The 14637-nt window shown below is 67.1% G+C and carries 11 protein-coding genes; 5 read left to right on the forward strand and 6 right to left on the reverse strand.

Annotation, left to right across the window (positions count from 1 at the left end):
- The first annotated feature begins 298 nt into the window (after positions 1 to 298).
- A complete protein-coding gene (locus ACTJK8_RS01255; protein WP_024827797.1) occupies positions 299 to 1897 on the forward strand; it encodes a porin in 1599 nt (532 codons plus the stop codon).
- Between the two features lie 566 nt (positions 1898 to 2463).
- Positions 2464 to 2757, forward strand: a complete 294-nt coding sequence (locus tag ACTJK8_RS01260; RefSeq protein WP_012317246.1) for a hypothetical protein — start codon at positions 2464 to 2466, stop codon at positions 2755 to 2757.
- 63 nt (positions 2758 to 2820) lie between these two features.
- Here the strand turns inward: ACTJK8_RS01260 and ACTJK8_RS01265 are convergent, their stop codons facing one another.
- The 4 genes from ACTJK8_RS01265 to ACTJK8_RS01280 form a co-directional block, all read right to left on the reverse strand.
- Positions 2821 to 4206 carry a sensor histidine kinase gene (locus tag ACTJK8_RS01265; protein WP_440761392.1) on the reverse strand — a complete coding sequence of 462 codons (1386 nt, stop codon included), beginning with the start codon at positions 4204 to 4206 and terminating at the stop codon, positions 2821 to 2823.
- A complete protein-coding gene (locus ACTJK8_RS01270; RefSeq protein ID WP_012317248.1) occupies positions 4193 to 4873 on the reverse strand; it encodes a response regulator transcription factor in 681 nt (226 codons plus the stop codon). Before ACTJK8_RS01270 ends, ACTJK8_RS01265 begins: the two co-directional genes overlap by 14 nt.
- Positions 4874 to 5049: 176 nt before the next feature.
- Entirely contained in the window at positions 5050 to 6435 is a 1386-nt protein-coding gene (locus ACTJK8_RS01275; RefSeq protein WP_440761393.1) for an efflux RND transporter periplasmic adaptor subunit, read from the reverse strand.
- Positions 6435 to 9698, reverse strand: a complete 3264-nt coding sequence (locus ACTJK8_RS01280) for an efflux RND transporter permease subunit (RefSeq protein ID WP_440761394.1) — start codon at positions 9696 to 9698, stop codon at positions 6435 to 6437. The genes ACTJK8_RS01275 and ACTJK8_RS01280 overlap by 1 nt, the downstream gene beginning before the upstream one ends.
- Before the next feature lie 586 nt (positions 9699 to 10284).
- Here ACTJK8_RS01280 and ACTJK8_RS01285 point away from each other — a divergent pair.
- The 3 genes from ACTJK8_RS01285 (at position 10285) to ACTJK8_RS01295 (ending at position 11729) form a co-directional block, all read left to right on the forward strand.
- On the forward strand, positions 10285 to 10572 hold the full coding sequence (locus tag ACTJK8_RS01285) for a hypothetical protein (RefSeq protein ID WP_012317251.1): 288 nt from the start codon (positions 10285 to 10287) through the stop codon (positions 10570 to 10572).
- Between the two features lie 485 nt (positions 10573 to 11057).
- Positions 11058 to 11378 (forward strand): hypothetical protein, encoded by a 321-nt coding sequence (locus tag ACTJK8_RS01290; protein ID WP_012317252.1) that lies wholly within the window; start codon positions 11058 to 11060, stop codon positions 11376 to 11378.
- A gap of 138 nt (positions 11379 to 11516) precedes the next feature.
- Complete coding sequence (locus tag ACTJK8_RS01295) at positions 11517 to 11729, forward strand: PilZ domain-containing protein (RefSeq protein ID WP_245295878.1); 213 nt, start codon at positions 11517 to 11519, stop codon at positions 11727 to 11729.
- A gap of 40 nt (positions 11730 to 11769) precedes the next feature.
- Here ACTJK8_RS01295 and ACTJK8_RS01300 read toward each other — a convergent pair whose 3' ends face one another.
- Positions 11770 to 13266 carry an amidase gene (locus ACTJK8_RS01300; RefSeq protein WP_116655406.1) on the reverse strand — a complete coding sequence of 499 codons (1497 nt, stop codon included), beginning with the start codon at positions 13264 to 13266 and terminating at the stop codon, positions 11770 to 11772.
- A 47-nt stretch (positions 13267 to 13313) separates the two neighbouring features.
- Positions 13314 to 14543 (reverse strand): MFS transporter, encoded by a 1230-nt coding sequence (locus tag ACTJK8_RS01305; RefSeq protein ID WP_440761395.1) that lies wholly within the window; start codon positions 14541 to 14543, stop codon positions 13314 to 13316.
- Positions 14544 to 14637 lie beyond the last annotated feature (94 nt).

Consider the following 14637-nt stretch of genomic DNA (forward strand, 5'->3'; position numbering starts at 1 on the left):
CCGCCAATCCGACGCGGCCGCGATGGCCGAAATGCGCCGAACGCGCGCTCACCTTCTCGCGATCGCTTAAGATACCGAAACAAATTTCATGAAGTCAATTCTCGTTGAATTATAGAAGTGCAATTTATTTGTAAAATGAATCCTTGACGGATACGGTCAAGCTGTCTCTAGATAGAGCGGCCAATTCTCTAAACCACTGCGACGTCGCATCGTGTCGGCACCCGAACACGTGCGTGAACGCGGATTGTTGGGTTGACGCCTGCAGTGGCACGTCCACGGCGTCGGATGCGGGGTTATGATGACCAGAATCAAGGCGCTGCTACTGGGCTGCTCGGCCCTGATGATCCCGATCGGCGGTGCGTACGCCGCCGATCTCCCGACATTCAAGGCGGCGCCGGTCGAGTTCGTACGCGTCTGCAACGCCTATGGCGCCGGATTCTTCTACATCCCAGGGACCGATACCTGCATCCGGCTGTCCGGAAGAGCGCGGTATGACTTCCTGTATCAGACCAGCAAGGTTCGTACGGGCGGCGGCGGCGACCTCACCGGCTATCTCGGCCTGATGCGGTTGAATCTCGATTCGCGGACCCAGACCGATTACGGAACCCTGCGCGCGTTCCTGCGCATCGACGTCGCCAACCGCAGCGGGCCGTTCCTGACCTCGGGATCCCGGCAGCGCGAGAGCTTGGCCATTGCGGGCCTCGGCGCCGACGCCTTCGGCCGCACACAGACCTACGTCAATGCCGACAAGGCCTTCATCCAGTTCGCCGGACTCACCGCAGGCCGTGCGTCCTCGTTCTTCGACTTCTACGCGCACGATTTCGAGCTGATCGGCGGTACAGCCGGCTCCGATACGTTCAGCACGAACCTGCTCGCCTACTCGGCAGTCTTCGGAAACGGCATCACGCTGACCGCCTCGATGGAGGACCCGACCTACCGGCGCTTTCCGATCTTCGGCACGGGCTCGGCGGTCGGTGCGTTCACGGCGGGCGGCGGGTTTGCCGGCTACAGCAACGCTTTCAACCCGTTCACCCCGTCGACCTGGCTCGCGCCGATCGTCGTCGGTGCGGGCAACGTCGCCTTCGTCGATGTCACGCAGAAGAGCCGCATGCCGGACTTCATCGGCGTGGCCCGCATCGACCAAGCCTGGGGCTCGGCACAGCTTTCCGCCGCCGTTCACGAGATCAATGCCGGCGACGCCGGCAGCACGGTCGCGGGCATTACCACCGCGACGGCCGGTCTTGGCATCTCGCCCACGGGACGCGCCTCCAACGCCTACGGCTGGGCAGTTCAGGGCGGCCTGAAGGTCAACCTGCCGTTCATCGCGACGGGCGACACGCTCTACCTGCAGGGCGCCTACGGGCAGGGTGCCATCGCCTACACGGGCATCTCGAACTACACGGCGCCGTACGACGCTCTCGGTGCGGCGCCGGTCGGCGGTGGCTCGTTCGCGCAATACTATGCGGACGCGGTGCTGAACCCGACGACCGGTCGACTCGAGCTATCGACCTCGTTCTCCGCCGTGGCGTCCCTGCTCCACTACTGGTCGCCCGCTTGGCGATCTGCCTTCTTCGGCAGCTACGCGCAGATCGACTACAACTCCAAAGGCCGCAACGCGCTGGGTCTGCTGGGCTTCGGCTTCGCCCCGGCAGGGGCCAGCGCGTCCAACGCCTTGGCCTTCGCCACGAGCCCCATCCTGCGGGGCAACAACCAGATGATCACCGGCGCCAGCCTGATCTGGACCCCGGTGAAGGACCTCGATATCGGCGTCGAGGGCGAGTACATCCGCACGGCGCTGAATAGCGGCGTCACGCCGGACATCTCGAAGAACGCGCTGCGCTACGTCAATTCGCAGGACGCGGCCCAATTCCGGTTCCGCGTGCAGCGAGATTTCTGAACCGATGTGAAGCTTCATTACAAACGCACGATCTAATCTTGAGCCCGACCGCGAGGTCGGGCTTTTATCATTGGCTGCGGACATACATCGTTGAATGAATTCGAGTACATTAAACAAATAAAAGATCTTTTGCTTGCGCATCGCGCGGAATCATCTACAAAGAGGGCAGCTCTTCAGCGGCCTGCTTCGCCGCCGAGCGAGCGGATGCTATGGTTTCAGAGTGGCTGTCCCGGGTACCAGGGCATGGCCCGTCTGACCCAGAGCTTCAGACCCATAAGACTTCGCCGACCGGGCAACCGGTCGGCTTTTTCATGTCCGCTGCACGCTCCCGCCTTGCGCGGCAGTCCGCGAGACTCGAGCGGCGCAGCCCCACACGCGGTCGCGGTGGTCGCGATCCTGGCGGATCTGTACCACTGCACCCGGGAAAACAAAAATATTTGTAATATTGAAAACTACCCGAAGAGTAGAAGAATTATTATTCAATAAAATATAGAGTTTAAATCAGTCATGCGGCATCTTGCAGGCACGTCGTCGTTGGGCGACAGCTCGAGAAGCGGGAAAACATCATGAAGAACATCGTCCTGGCCTGCTCGATGGGCGCAGTGCTGGTCGCGGGTCCTGCCTTCGCCCAGGACGCGGGCGCGGCGATCGATCCGAGCCTCATCATCCGGACGAACGGCAGCGGCCTCGACCCATGGTCCGCGTCCGAGGGCAACGACAAGGCGGGCGGCATGTGGGAAGGCGCGACCGGCTACAGCGCCGCGGTCCAGCGGCCCAGCGCGATCGAGACCGTCCCGGCCAATCGGCAGTGGAGCCGCCTCAACAGCCGCGAGCGTCGGCGCGGTCAGCCGTCCTACTGAGACCCCTCCGAGGCCATGCGCCCGGCCGATCCCGCGGGACGGGATCGGCCGGGCGCGACGGCGTCAGTGGGACGCGGCGGGCAGGAGATCGACGGACGGATCAGTCCCGACCGTGTGGGTCCAGCTGAGGGTCACGCGGCAGCCGGTCCCGTCGGAGGCGATGTCGAAGGCGGCGCTGTGCAGCCGCGCGATGGAGTCGACCAGGCTCAGGCCGATCCCGAAGCCGCTCTTGTCGGTCTTCAGCGCCCCGCGGCGGTACCGGGCCCGGACGGCACTCAGCTCCTCGGCCGGGATGCCGCAGCCCGTGTCCGTGACTTGGATGCCCAGCGGATTCCGGATCAGCGCGACCGTCACCACTCCTCCGGCCGGCGTGAACTTCAGGGCATTGTCGATCAGGTTGCTCGCCGCCTCGAAGATCAGGCTGCGGTCGCCCTCGATCGCACAGGTGTCTTCCGGGCGGTCCCAGAGGAGTTCGATGCCGCGCTCGTTGGCGAGGGGTTCGTAATACTCCACCGCGTCCTCGAGCAGCCGACCGAGATCGACCTGCGTGAAGCCCGACCGGCGCAGACGGTCTTCCATTTCGGAGATGCGCAAGAGGGCCGAGAACCGGACGACGATGGTCTTGACCTCGGCGAGGACGTCCTCGTTGAAGGTGCGAAAGGTCTCCACGCTGTCGGCCTTGCGGAGCGAGCGCTCCAGCGTGCCGACCACCCGGGTCAGCGGCGTGCGCAGGTCGTGGGCGATGTTCTCGTTGACGCCCTTGATCTCCAGCATCAGCCGCTCGAGCTGATCCAGCATGTCGTTGACGACGCGGGTCAGGTGGGCGAGGTCGGCCGAGACGCCGCGCGTCGGCAGGCGCTCGCTCAGGTCGCCGCGCATGATGCGCTCGACCGCCTTGGTGATCGCATCGTTCTGCCGCAGTGAGCCGGCGCCGAAGACCACGGCACCGATCAGGCCGATGACGATGGTGGCGGCCATCCCCCAGACGAAGGTCTCGACCAGCGCCTTCTCGAGAGCCTGAAGATCCTGGGCCGAGCGGCTGACCAGGACGTATTCGCCGCTCGGGAGCTCGGTGAGCTGGCTGAACAGCGTGCGGCTGCGGTGGTCCATCGGCTGCGACAGGATGAACGGCCTCCCGATCGGCGCCTGATCGGGAAAGTCGATCGGCGCGCCCGCCCGGCGCACGTGGTCTGGTCCGAACAGGACGAGCGGACGGCCGCCTTCGGCGAAATCCTCGGAGGCGTCGATGCGCTCGCGCAGCGCCCGCGGCGACAGGCTCAGGAGGTGCTTCGACTCCCATCCGACCCACTCGAACGCGGCCTTGCGGCCGTAGCTGCGCGTGTCGACGTACAGGAAGCCCGACAGCGCGAGCGACGCGGTCCCGAAGGTCGCGAAGAACAGGCAGGCGACCCGGAAGCCGCTGGTGCGCCGGATCTCAAGAAGGCGCACGGAGAATGAAGCCGGTGTTGCGCACCGTGTGGATCCGCGGGTTCAGCCCGTCGGGATCCAACTTCTTGCGGATCTTGCCGATATGGACGTCGATGACGCTGGACTGGTGGTTGAAGCTGTAGCCCCAGACGGATTCGAAGATCATCTTCCGGCTGACCAGCGTGCCGGCGTTCTGCATCAGAAACTCGATGATCGCGAACTCCTTGGGCAGGAGCTCGATCTCGCGCCCCGCGCAGTAGAGGACGCGCTCGATCAGGTCAAGGCGGAGATCGCCGACCACCAGCTCGTTCACCGCCTCGGCCGCCATCTTGCGCCGGGCGAGCGCGTCGACGCGCGCCGTCAGCTCGATGAACTCGAACGGCTTGGCGAGGTAGTCGTCGCCGCCGGCGCGCAGCCCGTCGACGCGCTCGTTGACGGCCGAAAGGGCGCTGAGGATCAGGACCGGCGTCGAGACCTTGGCGGCGCGCAGCTCGGTGAGCAGCGACAGGCCGTCGATCTCCGGGAGCATCCGATCGAGCACGATCACGTCAAAGTTACCGTCGAGGGCCTTGCGTAGTCCGATGCTACCGCTCGGCGCTTCGTCTACCTGAAATCCGTATTCCGCGAGGGCCGACCCGATCTCGGCGGCGACCCGCCGGTCGTCCTCGACTACCAATACGTTGGCCATTCGTTTTTCCTTCTTATTTTGTATTCGCCGGCCCTGTCTAGTCTCCTGCGGCTCGGAGGGAGGAGTGCAATTATCCTCTTCGGTCCCGGAGTCAAATGGGGTCCGATCGCGGCCGGCGGTCTGCATCATCGGGGCGGCGAAGCTTACGGGAGAGCGGGGGATCTGGACCATGCGCCTCACTCCGCGCTCGCCTGCTCTGAGAGCTTGGCTGTCGGGGTCTGCGAGGCGACGGAACTCCTGGGGTTGACGCGGCTGCCGTCCTGGAGGCCGGCGGGCGGGTTGAGGACCACGGTGTCGCCGCTCTCGAGGCCGCTGCGCAATTCGAGGCGCGTGCCGAGATCGCGCGCGATCGTGATCGGGCGCAGCCGGACGGTGCCGTCGGCCCCGACCACGGCGACCCGCGTCCCGTCCGCGTCGAAGATCAGCGCCTCGGACGGCACGATCACGCGCGGATGCGTGCGCGGCACCGCGAAGGTGACGGCGACGTAGAGACCGGGCCGGAGAACCCCGTCCGGGTTGGCGACGTCGACCTCGGTGTCGAGCGTCCGCACCGAGGATCGGAGAGCGACCGAGCTGCGCGACACCGAGCCGGAGAACGCGCGGTCCGGGATCTGCGCGACCTGAACGCGCGCCTTCACCCCGTCGCGGATGCCCACGGCGGCCGATTGCGGCACCTGCACCGCGACGCGCAGCACATCGGTGCTGTCGATCGTGAAGAGCGGCGTCCCGGAGCCGGCATCGCCGTGGACGAGATCGCCGACATCGACTTTGCGGGCGGTCACGATGCCGTCGAACGGCGCGACGACGTTCTCGAATGTGGTCAGCGTGCGGAGCCGGTCGACGGTCGCCTGCTGGGCGGTGATGTTGGCCTCCGCGACCTTCACCTTCGCCTGCGCGGCGGCGAGTGACGCGGTGGCGGTTAGCATCCCGGCCCGGGTCTGGTCGGCATTCTGCTTCGAGGCCCAGCCTTGCCCGGCCAGGGTCGCGGTGCGGGCATCGGTGACATTCGCGAGCGTCACGCTGGCCTTGGCCTGCTCCACGTCGGCCCGCGCGACCGCGAGCTGCGCCTCGAACTGGCCGAGTTGGGCCTCGGCCTGCCGGGCCTGCTGATCGAGGTCGGGCGCGGTGATCCGGACCAGGAGATCGCCCTTCTTCACCCGCGACCCGATGTCGACCCGGCGCTCGGCGATGTAGCCGGTGGCGCGGGCGAAGATGTCGGCATGGTCGAAGGCCTCGGTCTGGCCCGGCAGGGTCAGCATCATCGGCCCGTCATCCACCTGCGCCGGCCCGGTGCGGACGTTGGGAACGAAGTTCACGGCCTCCGACTGCGTCACTAGAGAGGCCTGATAGGTTTCCCAGTGGCGCCACGCGCCGAGCCCGAGGGCGCTTCCGAGCGCCAGGAGCGCCACGAGGAACGGGCGCTTGCGCGGCGGCGGCGGCACGGCGTGGACCAGCACCTCGCCGGCCTGGTCCTGCCGCAGCGGGTCGATCTCGACCGCGTGCCGGTGCGCCCGCGCGGCGGCTTCGGCGCCGCTCCCGGGAGCGTCGTTGAAGTCGGTCATCAATAATCCTCGAGGGGCTTGATCGGGTTGCGGCGGAGCAGGGTGTAGAGAAGGGGGACGAACAGCAGGGTCGAGACGGTGCCCATCCCGATCCCGCCCATCACCGCGCGGGCGAGGGCGGCATTCTGCTCGGCGCCTTCGCCCGCCCCGATCGCCATCGGGATCAGGCCCAGGAACATGGCGGAGGCTGTCATGAGCACCGGCCGGAGGCGGGTGTGGCCGGCCATCAGGGCGGCCTCGCTGGCCGAGCAGCCGGTGGCTTCGCGATGCTCCTTGGCGAAGGTGACGAGCAGGATCGAGTTCGCGCTCGCCACGCCGACCGACATGATCGCGCCGAACAGGGCGGGGATCGAGAACGCCGTGCTGGTGATGAACAGGCTCATCACGATGCCGCAGAAGGCCAGCGGCAGGGCGGCGATGACCACGAAGGGATCGACCCAGGTCTGGTAGTTCAGGACGAGCAGCAGGTAGACCGCGACCAGCGCGATCCCGAGCCCGATCTCGATGCGCGAGAAGGCGCTCTCCATGCTCTCGATCTGGCCGCGCACGAGAATCTTGTCCGGAGCCGGGAGCCGGACCTGCTCCTCGGCGACGATCCGGTCGACGGCATTGCGGACGCTGCCGAGATCGGCGTTCTGGACATTGGCGAGGATGTCGTAGGTCGGCTGCTGATTGACGTGGTTGATCACCGTCTGCTCGGGACGCCGCTGCATGGTGGCGATGTTCGACAGCAGGATCGGGATGCCGGGCCTGTCATGCGCGGTCGCGTGCACGGAGACCGGCGTGTTCATCAGCTGCGCGATGTCGGCGTTGCGCCATTCCGGCGTCTGGACCCAGAGCTGATACGGCATGCCGGACTTGGGATCGGCCCAGAAGTTCGGGCTGACCTGGAAGGAGCCGGAGAGCGAGACGTTGAGGTTCTGCGCGATGGACTGTTCGCTCACGCCCATCTCCGAGGCGAGCCTGCGGTCGACGTTCACGTACATCTGCGGGGCGTCGACGATCTGATGCAGGTGGACGTCGACCGCACCCCGGACCGCCCCGATGCGGCGGACGAGGTCCTGCGCTAGCGCGAGGTCCTCGGCATCGTGACGCCCAGACACCTGCACGTCGATCTGCGCGACCGTCCCGAAATTCAGGATCTGCGTGATGATGTCGGACGGCTGGAAATAGAAGGTATCGTCCGGGAAGGCCTCGTGCAGGATCTGGCGCAGCCGCTTCTCGTAGTAGGAGATCGGTTTGTGCTCGCCCTTCAGGTTGATCAGCATCTGTCCGTCATTGTACGCGACGAAAGAGGCGTCCATGAAGGCGAAATTGTAGTTCGAGGCGGGTAGGCCGATATTGTCCAGGATGAGCCCGAGCTCGTCCTTCGGGACGACCTGTCGGACGACGTCCTCGACCTGCGCGAAGGTCTTCTCCGCCTGCTCGATTCGCTCACCCGGCCGCGTGCGGATGTGCAGGGTCATCTGGCTGGATTCGATCTGCGGGAAGTAGTCCTGCCCGACGAAGGGGAAGATCGCAGCTGTCACCGCGACGACGGCGAGCGCGCCGCACAGCGCGCGGGCGGGATGGCCGAGCACAGCGGAGAGGAGGCCGACATAGCCGGCGTGGAAGCGCGCGAAAGCGCGCTCGAACGCGTTGCGGAAGGCGAGGGCGCCGCGCAGCGGATACCGGAGGATCCAGGCGAGGGGCCGAGTCACGCCGCCGCGAATCCGGCCGAGGACGGAGCGGCGGGGCGACGCCCCTTCGGTCTCAGCGATCGGGCCGCCGTGGTGCCGTGCGTATTCCGGGGCGACGAGGACGTCGATGAGGATCGCCACGAGCGTCCGCGACAGCAGGTAGGAGGTCAGCATCGCGAAGACCACAGCCTCGGCCTGCGGGACGAAGAGGTAGCGGGGCGCGTCGGTGAGGAAGAAGACGGCCGAGAAGGCCGAGCAGATCGCGAGCGTGGAGGTCAGGGCCGGCTTGGCGATGCCGGCGACGCCCTCCACCACCGAGCGCCGGAACGAGAAGCCTTCCTCGAACATCCGGTAGGTGTTCTCGATGGCCACCGTCGCGTCGTCCACCAGGATCCCGACGGCCAGGGCGAGGCCTCCTAGGGTCATCACGTTGATGGTCTGGCCCAGGGCGACGAGGATCGACAGGGAGGTCAGGATGCAGAGCGGGATCGAGACCAGCACCACGATGGTCGAGCGCCAGGAGCCCAGGAACAGCAGGATGGCGAGACCGGTGAGCCCTGCCGCGATCACCGCCTCGCGCACCACGTCGGAGATGGCGTCGGAGACGAAGACCGACTGATCGAACAGCGGCGTGATGGTCATCCCCTTCGGCGCGGCGGCGTGGATGTCCGGCAGGGCGGCCTTGACAGCGTTGACGACGTCCAGGGTCGAGGCCGCGCCGTTCTTGAGGACCTGCAGCAGGACGGAGTGGTGGCCGTCGGCGCGGACGACGTTGATCTGCGGGGGCGCGCCGTCCCGGACGTGGGCGACATCGCGCAGCAGGACCGGCTGGTTGTTCTCGACCTTGATCGGGATGCGGTTGAGCTGATCGATCAGCTGCGGGCTCGAATTCAGCCGCACCGTGTATTGCTGCGTCCCGATCTTCGCGAGACCCGAGGGAACCACGAGATTCTGCGTGAGGACCGCGTTCAGGACATCGAGCGGTGTCATGCCGATCGCGCGCAGCTTGGCGAGGTCGAGATCGACCATGACCTGACGCGGCGCCCCGCCGTAGGGCGACGGCAGCGTGGAGCCCGGCACCTCAGCGAGCCGCCGGCGGGTCCGGTACTGGGCGTAGTCGAAGACCTCGGTGAGCGGCAGCTTGGAGGACGACAGCGCCATCTGGATGACGGGCACCGAGGACGCGGAGAAGCGCATGATGACCGGGGGCTGCACGCCCGGCGGCATGCGCGAGCGGATCGTGTTCATCGCCGAGTCGACCTGGGTCATCGCCAAGTCGATGCTGACGGCAGAGTCGAAGTAGATCCGCTCGGTGACCGTGCCCTGGATCGACGTCGACTCGATCCGCCGGATGTTGTTCACGTTGCTCGACAGCGAGAACTCGCTGTAGTTCGTGATGCGCTGGACCATGTCGGTCGCGTCGAGACCGTTGTAGGTCCACACCACGATCACCATCGGGATGTCGACGGCGGGCAGCACATCCTTCGGCGCGACGGCGATCGAGCCGAGCCCCGTGAGGAACATGAGGACGGCGAGAACATAGAAGCTCTTGCGAAATTTCAGGGCGAACCGGACGAGTTCCATGAGATCAGTCGGATGTCCTGCCGTGGCCTGACCTCGTTCCGCGCGGCGTGTCCGCTGGACAACGAGCCGATCGAGCCTCGTTTGCGAAGAGAAGCCTGGGCAATAGCCCGGCACGACGCAGATATAGCCTTCGTAAAATCGCTGTTCGAATGAATTCGGCACGACAAACTGAAGCGGTTTTAAGAAACTTAAAACGACACGGGTTCTCTGAAGTGTGAGACTGATCCGCCACCGGCCCATCCTGCGCAGCGGATCGCTATCGCCGTTTCTCGCACCGGGTATTGAAAAAAGATTTTGAAAAGAAATTCGATCTTTGCTGGCGTAAATCTTATTTTCTTGCGGCCCGAGGTCATCTTGTACGATCTTCCCGAAAACGGGACTGTCCGATCCGGCGAAGGCGGTCGGGGCGGGGGGGCGGTCATGCTGAATGCGCAGCGGAAAGCTGTCCCTGGAATGCCCGCGTGACGGTGGTCCCTCCTGAATAGAGCGGCCGCCGATCTCGCGGCGGCGACGTCATTCCAGCCCGAGAAATCCGGCGACCGGCCTGCGCGCTGCCGATCACGCGCGCTCGGGGAGAAACGCGCCCATGGTCAGACGATGTTCACGGCTCCTCGTCTTGGCGCTGTCGCTTCCGCTGCAGATCGGCCCGGCGCTGTCCGAGAGCGAGATGCCGGCGGGCGGTGCGTTCATGAGCAGCTACACCGCGGATCCCTATTTCGATCCGCGATCGCGGTACGCGCAGGTCCACTCCGCCGGAGACATCCGCGGACAGCCGATGCTGGCTGAGCCGGGCGACGCTCAGCCGCCCTGCAAGCTGTTCGACACCGCCTGCGCGGACGCCTTCGAGCGCTCTCGCCCGCACGCGTATCGCTAGAGCCGTTCGTCGAGGGGCCGAGAGCGGGCGACGAGCCCGCGCCGAGCGCGCGACAGACCCCGCCGGACCGAAGGCGATCGGGTCAGAGAGTCGTGCAGCCCCTCGCCGTAGCGGGGCGCGAAACCGGCGCTCGGGTGCCGCCCGCGCGCGATCCGGCGCACCGGACGGTCCGCGCCCCGGCAATCGACGTGCGGGATAGGGTCCAGCCGAGCACGCCATCCCGGGCGCCGTGGTCGACATGGTCGCCGTTGCGGTGGCCGACGACACGCGCGGGGCCGGACATCGCGTCCCTACCGCGACCGGCCCAGTCGGAGCCGCTGCGAAACCCCGCGACGGCGGCGCGCAACCTGGGAACCGACGCGCTGTCCCGCGCGACCACGCGGCGGCCGCCGAAAACTGTGAATCCTTGTACCAGGTTATATCTCGTCGCCACTGTGCACTCTATTTCATCGAACATTGCACGCTGATCGCGCGCTGGATGAGCGATGATTGAACAGGCCCCACGGATCGCGCGCGAATTCCATGTCGGTGTCGGCGGCGACCGCTGGGCGCTGATGCGCGACGGCCAGTCCGGGCAGCCCTACGTCTCCCATCGCCCCGGTGATGACGCGCCGGAGGTGCAGCTGGATCTCGGCTCGTTCCTCGTGCTGTTCACCGGGGAGGAGCGGGAGAAGCTGCTCGATCTGATCGCGTCGCTGCTTCCGGACGAGGCGCACGGTGATGCCGGCACCCGGTCCGGGGCGGTGCGGCCGCTACCCTTCGTCTCCCGGTGGCTTCCCAACCGGCAACCGAAAGCCCCAGGATGAGGCGGCCCGACGCGGGTTCTAAGCGCAATTGGCGTCAGTTTGTGAACGGCTTATTGAACTGTGGCGGTCTAGTCTTCGGCGCTTGAGCGCGGAGTACTTATGGATAACCAGCGCAACGCCCGGCGCGTATCCGTCAACTTGAACGGACGCATCTCGGTGGCCGGCCACCCCGCCATCCCCTGCGTGGTGCACGACATGTCGCGGTGGGGCGTCCGCCTCAGGCTCGTGGGGACCGATCGGGTTCCCTCCGCGTTCACGCTGACCATCGACGCCACCGACAAGGTCATCGGCTGCGAGACGGTCTGGAAGAATGCCGACGAGATCGGGGCTCTGACCGACCTGATGGAGTGACCGCCGGCCGGTGCCGACGGCTCCACTGGGGCGCGATCGATCAGCCGAGATCGAAGAAGCCGGGGCTCCGGGCGATCGGCGCCCGCCCGGCCAGTCCAGCGAGGTCGGGTCTCGGACGGGTCAGCTCCGGTCGGCCGGCGCAGTGGGCCTCGATGGCCGCCGCCGCCGCGAGCAGGTCGGCGTCGCCGCCGCGCCGGGCCACGACCTGTACGCCGAATGGCAGGCCGGCCTCGTCGACACCGAGCGGCAGGCTGATCGCCGGGTGGCCTGCGAGGGTCACGCCGTAGGCCAGGGCCAGCCAGTGGAAGTACGAGCGGGTGGCGGCACCGTCGATCTCTGTCGGGTACAGCTCGGTCCAGGGGCGGGGCGAGAGCGTGATGGTCGGGCTGATCAGCAGGTCGTACCGACGGAAGAAGTCCACGAAAGTCCGGTAGATGGCGGTCTGGACGCTCGCCGCCCGGGCATAGTCAGCGAGCGTGTAGCCGAGGCCTTCCTCGACGTTCGTGCGGACATTCGGTCCGAGAAGGTGCGGCCGGGTGCGGTAATTGTCGAGGTGGAGCGCGAGGAACTGCGCGGCCCGGAGGATCGCGAAGGCCTCATCCGCCCCCGCGCAGTCCGGTGTCGCCGTCTCGGCGGTGGCGAAGAGCGGCGACAGGGAGGCGACCCGGTGACGGAACACGCGCCGGACGTGCTGCTCGGTCGGCGCGAAGCCGAAATCCTCCGTGAACGCGACGCGGAGGGCGCCGAGGTCGAGCGCGCGGTGCGGGTCGTAGCGATCCGCGCGCCCGCGCACCGGCTCGCCCGGCAGCGTGTAGGCGAGGGGATCGCGCGGATCATCGTCGGCCATCGCGCCGAGCATGAGGGCGGCATCGCCCACCGTCCGGGCCATCGGCCCGTTCACCGGAAGATTGGCCCAACCGAGCCCGCGACGCTCGTTCGGGACCAGTCCGGAGGACGGGCGCATCCCGACGATCCCGGCGTAGGCGGCCGGGTTGCGCAGCGACCCCCCGGTATCCGAGCCGGACGCGAGCGGGACCATGCCGCAGGCGAGGGCGACCGCCGAGCCACCCGATGACCCCGCCGCGGAGCGCGTCGGATCGAAGGCGTTGCCGGTGGCACCGTAGACGGTGTTGCGCGTGTTCGCGCCGGCCGCGAATTCGGGCGTGTTGGTCTTGGCCAGCACGATGGCTCCGGCCTCGCGCAGCCGCGCGACGACGCCGAGGTCCCGCGCCGGGACGTTGTCGGCGTGGATCGGGCTGCCGTAGGTCGTGCGCAGCCCGGCCGTGTCCTCCGTATCCTTGATGCCGACCGGGATGCCGTGGAGCGGGCCAAGGGGCTCGCCGACGCGGACCGCGGCCTCGGCTCTCCGCGCCGCGGCCCGCGCCCGCTCGGTATCGAGGGCGACGACCGCGTTCACTGCCGGGTTGATCCGGGCGATCCGGTCGAGACACGAGTCCATGAGTTCGACGGGGGAGACATCCCCGCGCCCGATGAGGCGGCGCAGGTCCACCGCGGACATGTCGCAAAGGTCGGTCACGGCGTCATCTCCGTCAGAATTCGGCACGCGGATCGATGGGAACGTCGTCAGGCCGCCTGCGGCACGGCGGCGGTGGAGCGGGTCCGGATGGTCAATGCGACCAGGGTCGCGACGGCGGCGGCGGTCAGCAGGAAGTCGAACGCGGCGTCGTAGGTGCCGTAGTGATCGACCAGCAGGCCCATCACCAGGGGCGCGACGAAGCCGGCGCACTGGCCTCCCAGATTGACCATGCCGATGCTGGTGCCGATCTGATCGTCCCGCATGAGCTTGGTCGGGAGGGCGAAGGCCGCGGCGAAGACGAACGATTTGAAGAAGTAGGTGATCGACTGGAAGGTGATCACGCCCGCGATCGTCGGTGCCTGGTACATCAGATAGAGGAAGATTCCGGTCAGCATCGTGCTGACCACGATCATGTACTTTTCCCGGCCATCGAAGAATCGAATCATGACCCAGCCGCCGATCGCCGTCGCGATGCTCGCCATGATGAAGGGGAGGGGCGTCAGCAGGCCGACCGCCTTGAGGTCGAGACCGCGCGCCTGAAGCAGGTAGGTCGGCATCCACGCGTCGAGGCCCTTGTTGATGCAGCCGAGGCCGAACCAGACGAGCATCAGCTGCCACAGGAGCGGGTTGCGCAGGAGTTCGCGCGCCGGAGCCGACGGGCCGCGTCCGGCGCGGGCTGCGCCGGGGACCTCTGCGGGGGGGCGGTGCGGGATCATGCGGTCATAGACGAGCCCGAAGATGAGGCCCGCGGCGCCGACGATGAAGAAGGCGTGGCGCCAGCCGAAATAGATCAGCAGCGGGGCCATCACCAGGGGCGCGAGCAGGCTTCCGACGTAGTTCGACGAGATCATCAGCGACGACATCTTCGGGCGTGCCGGTCCGGTGAACTGCTCCGAGACCGCCTTGATGCAGGCCGCCGGAAAGCCGCCCTCGGCCAGACCGAAGATCAGCCGGATGACGATCAGGGACGTGAACGACCACGCGAGCCCGGTCAGCGCGGTGAAGATCGACCACGCGACGGCCGTGCCGATGACGACGTATTTCGACCCGAACCGGTCCGCCAGCCAGCCGCCGGGCAGCTGCATCAGCGAGTAACCGAAGAAGAAGACGCTCAGGACCACGCCGTACTCGGTCGGACTGAGGCCGAACTCCCGCCCGATCTGGGTCAGGGCCAGCGCGATCGCGGCGCGGTCCACGTAGGAGATGCAGTAGGCGGCGTACAGCAGCGCGAAACCCAGATAGGGTCGGCCCGGTCGCGCGGGCTGGGCGGGGTCCATGGTCTGGCTCCGGTTCGATAAAGCGCGCGCGGAGCCGAATCCCCGCGCAGGTTGCCGAGTCGGGCTCGGCCGCCCGTGCACGCGGCGCCGAGGG

It is taken from the genome of Methylobacterium sp. 22177 (genome assembly GCF_052045615.1).
Taxonomy (GTDB): domain Bacteria; phylum Pseudomonadota; class Alphaproteobacteria; order Rhizobiales; family Beijerinckiaceae; genus Methylobacterium; species Methylobacterium radiotolerans.

Bases quoted from the DNA above. Each gene is read 5' to 3' on its own strand.
- ACTJK8_RS01255 (WP_024827797.1), top strand. From the start codon at position 299: ATGACCAGAATCAAGGCGCTGCTACTGGGCTGCTCGGCCCTGATGATC.
- ACTJK8_RS01260 (WP_012317246.1), top strand. From the start codon at position 2,464: ATGAAGAACATCGTCCTGGCCTGCTCGATGGGCGCAGTGCTGGTCGCG.
- ACTJK8_RS01270 (WP_012317248.1), bottom strand. From the start codon at position 4,873: ATGGCCAACGTATTGGTAGTCGAGGACGACCGGCGGGTCGCCGCCGAG.
- ACTJK8_RS01275 (WP_440761393.1), bottom strand. From the start codon at position 6,435: ATGACCGACTTCAACGACGCTCCCGGGAGCGGCGCCGAAGCCGCCGCG.
- ACTJK8_RS01280 (WP_440761394.1), bottom strand. From the start codon at position 9,698: ATGGAACTCGTCCGGTTCGCCCTGAAATTTCGCAAGAGCTTCTATGTT.
- ACTJK8_RS01285 (WP_012317251.1), top strand. From the start codon at position 10,285: ATGGTCAGACGATGTTCACGGCTCCTCGTCTTGGCGCTGTCGCTTCCG.
- ACTJK8_RS01290 (WP_012317252.1), top strand. From the start codon at position 11,058: ATGATTGAACAGGCCCCACGGATCGCGCGCGAATTCCATGTCGGTGTC.
- ACTJK8_RS01305 (WP_440761395.1), bottom strand. From the start codon at position 14,543: ATGGACCCCGCCCAGCCCGCGCGACCGGGCCGACCCTATCTGGGTTTC.